Raw genomic sequence first — 12,162 nt, forward strand, 5'->3', positions numbered from 1 at the left:
ATCCGCATTCCGCATATCCCCCAACGCCAAACGCGGGGCAAACAGAAACAACTATTTTACAACACATTTAGCTATTTTATATTAAAACACCATCAATAAATCTAAATTTGCAGCAAAACACAGTGAATATGTTTAATAAAAAATCAATTTTAAGTTTAGTTTTACTACTAACGTGTATTATGGCAGCGAAGGCGCAGGTAAAAATAGGCTTTGAGGTTTCTTTTAAAGAGCCGCAAGCGCATTATGCAGAGGTGCAGATGAATATTTCCGGACTGATAAAAGATTATGTAGATGTAAAAATGCCGGTTTGGACCCCGGGTTCTTATTTGATCCGCGAGTTTGAAAAAAGTGTAGAAGAATTTAAGGCAACTGCAGCAGGTAAGGCTGTAAAAGTTGAAAAAGTAAAGAAAAACACCTGGAGAATTTTTTCAGCCAAAGCGGCTAAAATCCAGATCAATTACCGTGTTTATGCATTTGAAATTTCGGTGCGTACACCATTTATAGACGAATCTCACGCTTTCTTATCCCCAACAGGGATTTTTATGCATCCTGACGGCATGATTAAATCGCCAAGTACAGTGAAAATTATTCCTTTTAATACCTGGAGCAAAGTTTCTACCGGATTAACCCCGGTTGCTGGCGAGCAGTTTACTTATAAGGCAACCGATTTTGATATTCTTTACGATAGCCCTATTGAAGTGGGTAACCAGGATATTTTCGAATTTACAGCCGCAGGTGTGCGCCATGAAGTGGCCATGTACGGTGGGGGTAATTATGATAAAGAAAAGCTAAAAGTAGATATGGCCAAAATTGTAGAAAAAGAAACTGCAGTTTATGGCGAAAACCCTAATAAATATTACCTTTTCATTGTCCATAATTTCTTAAAAGGTGGAGGTGGTTTAGAACACTTAAACTCTACCACTTTAGGTGCTACAAGAAATGCTTACAATACTGTTGAAGGATATAAAGGCTTTTTAGGTTTGGTTGCACACGAGTATCACCACTTATGGAATGTGAAACGTTTGCGCCCTATCGCTTTAGGTCCATTCGATTACGATAACGAAAATTACACCACCAATCTTTGGGTTGCCGAAGGTTTTACCTCTTATTACGAAAACAAATATTTGCACCGTGCCGGTTTTACTGACGTGAGCGAATTTTTGAAAGATTTAGCAGGTGGCGTAGGTACAGTTTTAAATACCCCGGGTGCCAAATACCAGTCGGCCGCTTCGTCTAGTTATGATGCATGGATTATAGGGTATCGCCCGAACGAGAACTCAAAGAATAATTCAATATCTTATTATAACAAAGGCGAAGTGGTTGGAATTTTGATGGACCTCGAAATTATTAACGCGACCAAAGGTGCTAAAAGCTTAGATGATGTAATGAAAGCCATGTACCTGCAATGCAAAACATTAAAACGGGGTTACACCGATGCAGAGTTTAAAGCAATGGTAGAGAAAATAGCTGGAATTAGCTTTACCAATTTCTGGACAAAATATGTTAACGGGGTAGATGATGTAGATTATGTGAAATACTTCGGTTATGCGGGTGTAGATATATCGACCGAAAATGCAACACCAGGCAAACCGGTTACAGGTGCTTCTGGCCAGTTGACCAACGATGGTTTGGTGATTACTTCTACCACAAGAAATTCTGCAGCCTGGATTAGCGGGTTAAACGTAAATGATGTGGTACTCAGTTTAGATGATTCATCACTAAGTGATGCACTATCAACGGTAAGGTTAAAAAGCCCGATGATTTCTTTAGATGCAATCCCATTGGTAGGTAAAAAGAATATTGGTGATTTATTGAAAGTTATGGTTAAACGTGATGGATTAGAGAAGGAAATTTCTTTAACCCTGAAAGAGAATCCAAGTGTACGCTTAAATGTAACTGTTAACGAAAATGCAACTCCTGCACAAAAAGCAGTATTAAAAAAATGGACAGGTGTTTAATCCGTAGTCTTAAGTCCTCAGTCTTGAGTCTATAGTTCAAGGCATAAAAATCCCGTAAGATTAATTTCCTACGGGATTTTTTATACCATATACTTTTGCTTTAGTCTTTCAGCACTCAGCGCCAAACGCTCTCCGCTTAAAAAGTATATCTGAAGCCTAAACCGAATCTTCCGGCGTTAAAATCGCTATCATTACTTCCGATATATAATCTAGGTCTCCAGTCTAAAGCCAATGCCAAAGGTGCGCCAGAGAATTTATAATCTAAACCAACCATCGGAACCAGGTAAAAACTAGAACCACCATCATACAATTGAATCGAAGGACCACCACCTAAATACCAGTCTAAACCTTTTGCACCAGGGATAGATGAATTGTATTGAAGAAATGCCTGGATAATAGTAGAATTTCCACCAAATAATACATCACCTTGAATGGCTGCTTTAGGGCTAAAGTGATGCCTAACTGATGGACCAACCAATGTTGCGCCATCACCAAAATCAATGCCTAAACCTAATCCGGTTTTGTAGTTTTGGGCTTTAACGTTTGTTGTAGTAAGGGCAAACAATGCAATGCATCCTAAAATTGTAAATAACTTTTTCATAATTTAAATGTTTTGTAAATAATTATCAGCCTAACAACTTTAATGCCGTTTCTGTTTTTTTGGTAAAAATTCCATCAGGATAAAAAACAATGCTTGCATAGTAATTTTGTAATTACTAAGTTTATTAAAATATTTTTAATGTAAAATAAATGCAGCATTTTACTAACTGCGAGGTATTATTTTAATTAAAAAGGCATAATAGGTGGCAATCTTTATGTTTGATTTTTATAATTTAACCAAATAATATACAATTGATATGGCGGCAGAAATTAAACGGGTTTTTGATCTTTTGAAATACAGCCTCGAAAATCCTAAGCAGGAATTCATCAGCGGAAAAATTAACGGAAAATGGATAAATTATAGTACAGTCAATTTTTGTAGCGCTGTAGATAACCTAAGCCGTGGATTAATTAAACAGGGCATAGGCAAAGGGGGCAGGGTTGCTGTAATGTCGCACAACCGGCCAGAGTGGAATATTGCCGATTTTGCGGCCAACCAAATTGGGGCTTATCAGATTCCATTATATCCAACTTTAGCTGAGCACGATATTCAGTTTATCTTAAAAGATGCAGAAATCGCCATTATTTTTGTGGCTGATGAAGATTTGTATAAAAAAATTAAACCTTGTGCCGATGCCATAAACCCGGATATTAAAATTTATAGCTTTAACGAAATTACGGAAGTCGAAAACTGGAATACGTTAATTGAACTGGGCAAAGCGAGTAACGATATCGATTTGGAAGAATATCGCGCAAAAGTGGAGCCTGAAGATGTTTTAACCTTAATTTATACTTCAGGTACAACAGGAACACCTAAGGGAGTAATGTTAACACACAATAACTTAGTCGCAAATTTTGTAAACTCAGCCGTAGTTATACCAGAAGGCGTTAAAAAAGGTTTAAGTTTTCTGCCTTTATCACACATTTTCGAGCGGATGATCATTTATTTATATCTGTTCAATTATACCGGAATTTATTATGCAGAAAGTATGGAAACTATTGTAGCCGATATTCAGCATGTAAAACCCAATGTATTTTCTACCGTTCCAAGGCTTCTCGAAAAAGTATACGATAAGATAATGGAAAAGGGTAAAGCATTAACTGGAATTAAGAAAGGAATTTTCTTCTGGTCTGTAGCTTTAGCCGAAAAATATACCATTGATGCAGGTGCCTGGTATAACTTTAAATTGGGGATTGCCCGTAAGTTGGTTTTCAAAAAATGGCAGGAAGCTTTAGGCGGCGAAATCGTGGTGATCGTATCTGGCGGAGCAGCGCTAAATCCGCGTCTGGCGAGAATTTTCTGGGCAGCTGGTATGCCTGTTTTTGAAGGATATGGACTTACTGAAACCTCGCCGGTAATTACGGTTAACCATTTGGGAGGAACCATGTTCGGAACGGTAGGGGAAGTAATTAAAGGTGTGGAAGTTAAAATAGCACCAGATGGAGAAGTCTTAACCCGGGGACATCAGGTAATGAAAGGTTACTATAACCGACCTGACTTAACTGATGAAGCGATAGATAAAGAGGGGTGGTTCCATACCGGAGATATTGGAGAACTGGTTGATGGCCGCTTTTTAAGAATCACCGACCGTAAAAAAGAAATGTTTAAAACAGCAGGCGGTAAGTATGTTGCTCCACAAATGCTGGAGAATAAATATAAAGAATCGATTTTTATCGAACAGATTATGGTTTTGGGTGAAAATAGAAAATTCCCTTCTGCATTGATCGTTCCTAATTTCGAAACCTTAAAAACCTGGGCAGGTAGAAAAGGCATTACTTTTACCTCGAATGAAGAGATTATTAAAAACGAACAGGTGCTTACTAAATATAATGAGGTTATCGAAGCCGCAAATGTAGGGTTTGGTAAATGGGAGCAGGTAAAAAGATTTGCATTGTTAGCTAAAGAGTGGAGCATAGATGGCGGTGAGCTTACCCCAAAATTAAGTTTGAAAAGAAAGGTAATTACCGAAAAAAACAATGAGGTAATAGAAAAAATATATAAAGATGCGGAAAACTATAAAGCCCCTCAATAACCTAAAAATATCGTTAATATACCTAAGCACTGTGTTGTTATTCGCTGGCTGTGTAACCGGACAATTGGGTAAAAACAACAGCGGTGAATATAAAAATGGAATGGTGGTTTCTGCCCATCCGGAAGCGTCGCAGGTGGGTATAGATATTTTAAAAAGAGGAGGGAATGCTGTTGATGCAGCCGTTGCAGTTCAGTTCGCGCTTGCAGTAGTTTATCCTAACGCAGGGAATATTGGCGGGGGTGGCTTTATGGTATATCGTGGTGCAAACGGCGAAATCAGTGCTTTAGATTTTAGAGAAAAAGCCGCTGCGGCAGCCAGCAGAGATATGTATCTGGATGCTGCTGGCAATCCGGTTGTTGATAAAAGTCTTTACGGCCATTTAGCTGCGGGCGTACCAGGATCTGTTGATGGTATGGTAGAGGCACACAAAAAATACGGAAGGCTTTCCTGGGCACAAGTATTGCAGCCGGCAATAAATTTAGCGCAAAACGGTTTTAAAATTACTAAAAGGCAGGCTGGTGAATTGAATGCTTTGCATAGAAAGTTTATGGATTTTAATCCAAATGGAACGGCCCTTGTAAATTTGGAAAAAACCTGGCAGGAAAATGATCTTTTGATCCAAAAAGAACTTGGTAATACCATAAAACAGATCCAGGAAAAAGGCAGGGCAGGTTTTTATGAAGGTGCTGTAGCCGATTCGGTTGTGGCAGAAATGCAACGCGGCAAAGGACTTATAACAAGAGAAGATTTAAAAAATTACCACGCTATCTGGCGTAAACCCATAACCGGTAACTATAGGGGCTACAAAATTATTACTATGCCGCCTACTTCTAGTGGAGGTATAGCACTGATCCAATTGCTCCAGTCTGTAGAGCCTTATCCTTTAAAAAAATGGGGACACAATGCCGATTCAACCGTGCAGGTGATTGTAGAAGCCGAAAGGAGAGTGTATGCCGATCGCGCAACATATTTAGGCGATCCTGATTTTTACGCCGTGCCACAACAACAATTATTAAATGCCTCCTATAATAAAAGTCGAATGGCAAACTTTAGCTGGACAGCAGCAACGCCAAGCAGTGCTGTTTTGGCTGGCGAAATAAAAGGTGCAGAACACGAAGAAACCACACATTTCTCCATTGTAGACCGCGATGGAAATGCCGTCTCCATTACCACTACTTTAAATGGCTCTTATGGATCGCTGGTTGCAGTAAAAGGAGCTGGCTTTTTGTTGAATAACGAAATGGACGATTTTTCTGTTAAACCCGGCGCACCCAATATGTATGGCTTAGTAGGTGGAGAAGCCAATGCCATTGCACCGAATAAACGAATGTTAAGTTCTATGACGCCAAGCATTGTAGAGAAAGATGGAAAATTATTTATGGTGGTAGGTACACCAGGCGGATCAACTATTATCACTTCTGTATTTCAAACCATTATTAATGTAATCGATTTCGATATGCCTATGCAATCCGCTGTAGCGGCTAAAAAGTTTCATCATCAATGGTTACCGGATGAGGTGTATGTAGAAAAAGACGCCATCGATAGTTTATCAGTAGAGAAATTAAAAGCAAAAGGCTATAAAATCATACAAAGAGGCCCGATTGGTAGGGTTGATGCCATTTTAAAGACAAAATGGGGAAATTATCAGGGTGGTGCTGACCCGAGGGGAGATGATAAAGCCATCGGTTGGTAACTGTTTTTAGGGCAAGAAATTATGATCGACCTGAGTTACTTTTAATCAAATAGCTTTAAATAAGTTACATAGGCGCCCTGCAGCAAATGCTTAGCGGTTTAGTTATATTGCGTCAACTAATTCAAAATGTACGGATCGCTATGCGCAAACTATTTTCCCTGTTTTTATTTCTAACAGTTGCGGTACAATTACACGCTCAAACTAATGAAGCCAGCCTGATAAGTCCACTGATTAATCAATACCAATCAGATGTGACCATGCTTAACCGTAAATATACGCTCAAGCGATCGGATGAATATTTTAAGCGGATGCAAGGCTTTTATGCTGAATGGCAAAAACAGTTAAGGGCATTGCCTTTTAACAAGCTAACTGTAAACGAAAGGGTAGATTATATTTTGCTTAAACGCGATATCCGATCAGACTCGGCAAATTTGCAACAGCAATACACCGAATTTAAAAGCAATATTTTTGCTTTGCCATTTGCCAAAACAGTATTAGATTTTGAGGCAAAACGGAGGATTGGTACGCAACAAGATGGCAAAATTATCCAACAACAGTTCGAACAACTGAAAGAGGCCATTCAGAAAACCACAAAGGCAGTAAAAAACAAAGATTTAATTGTGACGCCAGTACAGGCTTCATGGGCACAGCAAACTGTGAATCAATACCTGGCTGTATTTACTGAAGCTTATAAATTTTATAATGGTTACGATCCGCAATTTACCAAAGCCACAAAAGCAGTTTATCCGGATGTAGTAGGTGCAGTAAATGAATATGCTGCTGTACTGGGTAAAATAGCTAAAACCTCAAATGCCAAAGACGATGGAAGTGGTATTATTGGTAATCCGATAGGAAGAACAGCTTTATTAAGCAGCTTAAACGATGAGATGATTGCCTATACACCTGAGCAGATTGAGGCTATTGCCATGAGGGAATTTGCCTGGTGCGATGCAGAAATGCTTAAAGCCTCGCAACTAATGGGCTTTGGTAACGATTGGAAAAAAGCATTGGAAAAGGTAAAAACTGATTACCCTGAATTGGGTAAACAGCCCGAATTGGTTTATGAACTAGCCAATGAAGCCATAAATTTTGTAGAGAAAAATAACCTCATCGCCATTCCTCCCCTGGCCAAAGAAGGCTGGCGCATGCGCATGTTAAGTCCGCAGGAACAATTATATGCACCGTTTTTTCTGGGTGGCGAATCTGTATTAATTGCTTATCCGACAGAAGATATGAGCGAAGATGCCAAAATGATGACCCTGCGCGGTAACAACAGGCATTTTTCCAGAGCTGTAGTTTTTCATGAACTTATTCCGGGACACAACCTTCAATATTTTATGCAAAGCCGCTACAAGCCTTATCGCAAGGTATTTGGCACCCCTTTCTGGACGGAAGGCTGGTCGCTGTACTGGGAGATGTTGCTTTGGGACCAGAATTTTGCAACATCTCCGGAGGATAAAATTGGAATGCTTTTTGGCGCATGCACCGCTGTGCACGTATTATTTTTTCGATGAACTATCATTTAGGTAAATGGACACCTCAGCAGTGCATCGACTTTTTGGTAGATCGTGTAGGTTTTGAACGTGCCAATGCAGAGGCAGAAGTACGCAGATCGTTTACCGGGGGGTATGGGCCATTGTATCAAATTGGCTACATGTTAGGTGGATTACAGTTTAGGGCGTTGCATAACGAATTGGTACAAAGCGGTAAAATGACCAATATCGAGTTTCATAATCGCATATTGTATGAAAATAATATGCCGGTAGAAATGGTAAGGGCCTTATTAACCAACCAGCGATTACCAGAAAATTTTAGTACGCGATGGAAATTTGCGGGCGATATCAATTAATATACAGCATGTTTAAAATTAAATAAAATTTATTTCGTATGTCAGTCTGAGTGTATTCGAAGACTATTTCAACACATTAATAAAGTAATCGACTATCCTACCATTGACAGACTCCAACAGAATGGCCGTCATCTCGACCGGAGCAACGCGAAGCGGAGAGATCTTTATACTATTTATTGAAATCAAATTTAAAAGATTTTGCTTTGCAGAGCCTTCGGGTTCTCTACTCCGTTTGAAACGATACTTCGAGACAATTCACCTTCCTTATCTATCTGTTCATTCATATTGATTTTTATACCATAAATTATCCCTCAGTGTGACAGCAAAAAGCATTTATATTTAAACTGGCTAGTATAATAAAGTGGTAAATGTGCTTACAATATGAGGTAATAATCGATCAAAAAGTGAGACTTGTAAATATTTGTCTACTTCAGAATGCTTTTAAAACCTGATGTATACCCTTTGATCTATAAAATGGTAACTAAAATAGAGATGTTGACGTCTAAAACTTAAGTTTTTTATAAAATCCATTAAGTGAGTAGCTTATAGCGATTTACTTAATATACTAAATATTTTTTTATTCCTACAAGTTGCTTCATGGTAATTAGTGTTGAAAAGTTGATAAGTATTTTTACCTGCCTGTATTTTTGGTATGGCTATTGTAAAGGATATCAGACGCTATTCAACGTTATACAGAAAATTATGAAACTACAATTATTCAAAACACTACCGGTTGCACTCGCTGGTTTATTGATTGGGTCGGCTGCTTCAGCTCAGGAAAGTCCTGCAACTTCATCAACCACCTTCAGGACCTGGTCTGTCGGCGTAAATGCCGGTGTACTTACGCCATTATCACCATTGGGTGGAAAAAATGATTTCAGTAATAACAAGTCAAGCTTTGGTTATGGCCTTTACGTCAAAAAACAGTTTACACCTTATTTCTCTCTTCGTTTAGATGGAGTTCGGGGTAAATTAAAAGGCGATAATTCCGAGCCTTATGAAGGTGGTTCGGTAAATAACTCTCCTGTAAAAGCTTTCGACACACAGTTGTCTTATTCAGGAACTTTAAGTGCTGTAGTAAACATGTTCAATATAGATATGTTTAAGAAAGAGAATGCTTTGCAACTTTATGCTTCTGCAGGTGCGGGTATTGCAGGTTATAAGCCTAGTATTACCACAGCAGCTGGTACATCTTTATATGCAGGTGATAAAAACATTAATGAATTAATCATCCCGGTAGGTTTAGGCGCAAAATTTAAAATTTCTGATGCAGTTAACTTCGATTTAGGTTGGACGATCAGCTTTGTTGATGGCGATAACTTAGATGGTTACTACAAAAATGGAAATGATAAATACAACTATGCTTATGCCGGTTTAGAGTTTGCCTTAGGTAGCGGAAAACAATTGGCTTTCCACAATCCGGTTGCTTTAACTTATGATGAAGCTTTAAAAGCGAAACAAACCGCAGAAGGTTTAAAATCAGAGTTGAATGCCCAAAAAGCTGATAATGCAAAATTACGTTCGGAACTAAATGATATTTTGAAAGATACTGATGGTGATGGTGTTGCAGACAAATTGGATAAATGCCCTGATACACCAGCAGGTACTGTTGTAGATGGAGCTGGTTGTCCGTTAAAAACGCCGGAAAAAGTTGTAGAAAAAGTTATTGTTACTGAAGAAGACCGTAAGGTAGTTAACGAAGCGATTAAAAACCTGGAATTCGATTTAGGTAAAGCAACTATCCGTTCTAAATCTTATGCATCCTTAAATAGAGTTGCAGCATTATTGATTCAGAAAAACTTTAGCTTAAAATTAGCTGGTCATACAGATAATACAGGTTCAAAAGAATTAAACTTGCGTTTATCGAAAGATAGAGCAGAATCTGTAAAAGCTTATTTAGTTTCTCAAGGCGCTAATGCATCACGTATTGAGGCTACAGGTTACGGTATGGGTCAACCAATTGCTACTAATAAAACTGCAGCTGGTCGTCAACAAAACCGTCGCGTAGAGTTTACACTTTACTAGTCTGTTTTTAACAACAATTAAAAAGTCCCGATAAAAATCGGGACTTTTTTTGATTTAAGAGGTTTTGTTTGTAATAACTAGCTGCTTTGGTTAGTAGTATAAAGAGAATTTGTCAATCTTGAGGGGTAATTTTTTTATAAAAATCAATATAAATAACGGTGATTAATCTAAAGATTCTCTCGTGTACCGTCATTTCAGGCGGAATGCTGCCTTTACCGAGTTTACATCAGTAATGCAATCGAGAACTACGGAGTGCTCGGCGAAACTAAATCTGTTTTGATAAATCTCTCCATTTCGAGTTGATGCGGTCGTGATGACGACCATTCTATTGAAGTCTGTCAACAAGTAATATAGTGAAGGATCTTTTGTTAAACTAATTCTAACGCAACAGTCTTTTGAAATTATAAAACCCGTGGCTCTTTTGTTAGGGATTCTTCACTGTGTTCAGCGTGACAGCACAATAGATATATTTGAACTCCGCTTATTTAAGCGAAACAATTACCTTTTTAATCTCGCTTAAATCATTCATCTCAAAATTTGGTGATTCCGGATAAAAGCGCTGATAAATAATTTTATCGTCTTTACTATCGTACACACTGATTATTTTATCGCTGGATCGTTGTGTGTAAACCACATATTTAACGTTGGCAGTTTTATTCAGAATTAAACTATCAAGTTCTTTATACGGTATAAATTTAAGTTTGTAATTATAAGGTTCAGCAATAATGCCTGACGGTGGTAAAAGCGTTAATCTTGAAGAAAATACTTCCTTAATATATTCGGGTATATAAAGTGTTTCCTTTGCCAGTTCAGGTAAGCGTACCTTATTATAAAACTGGTAATCTATGTTACAGTTTTCATTTGCGAGCAATCCATCATTAATCTGTTTTAAATAACCCGTTAAAAAGCCTGGCGACCAGTTGAAGAAACTAGCTTTGTTATAGAAATAGGATAGAATATTATTTTTTATACTTCTTCTGGTGCCATATTGCTGATCTTGCGTTCTGACCAGCAGATTTGTGTTAGGATCAGCAAAAAGTGTAACTGTTGCCAATATACTTTCTTCTTTTACCTTGGGTTTTTTAGATGGCGTTAATAACTTCAGTGCATAAATTATATTCACGTTATATGTACTGTCTGACTTCTCGCCATAAGCATCGAAATAAAAAACAGAATAATTTGCAAGCGTATCATAACGGGCCAGCTCTTCGGGCTTAATAATTTTATATGGTGTAATTGTCCAGTTTTTTTTAATGGCCTGATCAAATTTTTCCAGTTCAGCATAATCAACATATTGCAAAGTAAATAGGGTGGTTGTTTTTTTAAAAACCTCTAATTTTTGACTGTTTAACAGGGCTTTTCCAAAATAAGATACCTGGCTTTGGCAAATTGTAGCCCATAAAATAAATGGACTAAACAAGATTATTTGTTTCACTTTTAACATATAACGTGTTTTCATTTTGTGTATGACTATGATAAGAAAAATTTGACAAATATTTTGAATTTTTCTATTGCATTAACAAAATACATTCATTAGCTTTGTTATGCAAGCATAATAAATTAGTGAAAATGAAACAACAACAAACCATAGATTACCATGTTAAGTTTGCCTGGCAAAATATGTTTAATAAATACAATCAGATGGCATCCAGTTTCGGAATTACCCAGGCCATTGGTTATATGCTTATTAATATAGATGATGTTGAGGGAACTGCGGTATCGAATTTGGCCGGCTTGCTTGGGGTTAAAGCAACCAGTTTGTCCCGCATGTTAAATAACATGGAAGAGGCTAACCTCATTTATCGTGAAACATCTGCAGGTGATAAACGTTCGGTAAAGGTTTTTCTGACCGATTTTGGTAAAGAGAAAAAACAATTAGCCAAAGGGGTTGTGCGAAAATTTAATGAATATCTTGATGAGCATTTCTCGAAAAAAGAAAAAGAGACTTTTATTAACCTGCTTATCAAACTAAATGATATTACAGTAGCATATACTGTTGATTAA

The 12,162-nt window shown here is 37.8% G+C and carries 9 protein-coding genes; 7 read left to right on the forward strand and 2 right to left on the reverse strand.

Features of this window, described 5'->3' with window-relative positions:
* The first annotated feature begins 179 nt into the window (after nucleotides 1–179).
* Nucleotides 180–1,958, forward strand: a complete 1,779-nt coding sequence (locus ACQ86H_RS04035; protein ID WP_431293927.1) for a M61 family metallopeptidase — start codon at nucleotides 180–182, stop codon at nucleotides 1,956–1,958.
* Between the two features lie 136 nt (nucleotides 1,959–2,094).
* Here ACQ86H_RS04035 and ACQ86H_RS04040 read toward each other — a convergent pair whose 3' ends face one another.
* Entirely contained in the window at nucleotides 2,095–2,559 is a 465-nt protein-coding gene (locus ACQ86H_RS04040; RefSeq protein WP_138818555.1) for a hypothetical protein, read from the reverse strand.
* Nucleotides 2,560–2,815: 256 nt separating this feature from the next.
* Here ACQ86H_RS04040 and ACQ86H_RS04045 point away from each other — a divergent pair, with 256 nt between their 5' ends.
* The 5 genes from ACQ86H_RS04045 (at nucleotide 2,816) to ACQ86H_RS04065 (ending at nucleotide 10,158) form a co-directional block, all read left to right on the forward strand.
* Nucleotides 2,816–4,591: an AMP-dependent synthetase/ligase gene (locus ACQ86H_RS04045; RefSeq protein WP_431293928.1), complete on the forward strand. Its 1,776-nt coding sequence runs from the start codon at nucleotides 2,816–2,818 to the stop codon at nucleotides 4,589–4,591.
* Nucleotides 4,563–6,284, forward strand: a complete 1,722-nt coding sequence (gene ggt, locus ACQ86H_RS04050) for a gamma-glutamyltransferase (RefSeq protein WP_138818551.1) — start codon at nucleotides 4,563–4,565, stop codon at nucleotides 6,282–6,284. The genes ACQ86H_RS04045 and ggt overlap by 29 nt, the downstream gene beginning before the upstream one ends.
* Nucleotides 6,285–6,424: 140 nt before the next feature.
* Nucleotides 6,425–7,798, forward strand: coding sequence for a DUF885 family protein (locus tag ACQ86H_RS04055; protein WP_431293929.1), 1,374 nt, complete (start codon nucleotides 6,425–6,427; stop codon nucleotides 7,796–7,798).
* A complete protein-coding gene (locus ACQ86H_RS04060; RefSeq protein WP_431293930.1) occupies nucleotides 7,795–8,133 on the forward strand; it encodes a DUF885 family protein in 339 nt (112 codons plus the stop codon). Before ACQ86H_RS04055 ends, ACQ86H_RS04060 begins: the two co-directional genes overlap by 4 nt.
* Nucleotides 8,134–8,835: 702 nt before the next feature.
* Entirely contained in the window at nucleotides 8,836–10,158 is a 1,323-nt protein-coding gene (locus ACQ86H_RS04065; RefSeq protein WP_431293931.1) for a DUF6089 family protein, read from the forward strand.
* A 481-nt stretch (nucleotides 10,159–10,639) separates the two neighbouring features.
* Here the strand turns inward: ACQ86H_RS04065 and ACQ86H_RS04070 are convergent, their stop codons facing one another.
* On the reverse strand, nucleotides 10,640–11,593 hold the full coding sequence (locus ACQ86H_RS04070; RefSeq protein WP_431293932.1) for a hypothetical protein: 954 nt from the start codon (nucleotides 11,591–11,593) through the stop codon (nucleotides 10,640–10,642).
* A 134-nt stretch (nucleotides 11,594–11,727) separates the two neighbouring features.
* Here ACQ86H_RS04070 and ACQ86H_RS04075 point away from each other — a divergent pair, with 134 nt between their 5' ends.
* Nucleotides 11,728–12,162, forward strand: coding sequence for a MarR family winged helix-turn-helix transcriptional regulator (locus tag ACQ86H_RS04075; protein ID WP_086547854.1), 435 nt, complete (start codon nucleotides 11,728–11,730; stop codon nucleotides 12,160–12,162).

The organism is Pedobacter sp. P26 (assembly GCF_050632135.1).
Lineage (GTDB): Bacteria > Bacteroidota > Bacteroidia > Sphingobacteriales > Sphingobacteriaceae > Pedobacter.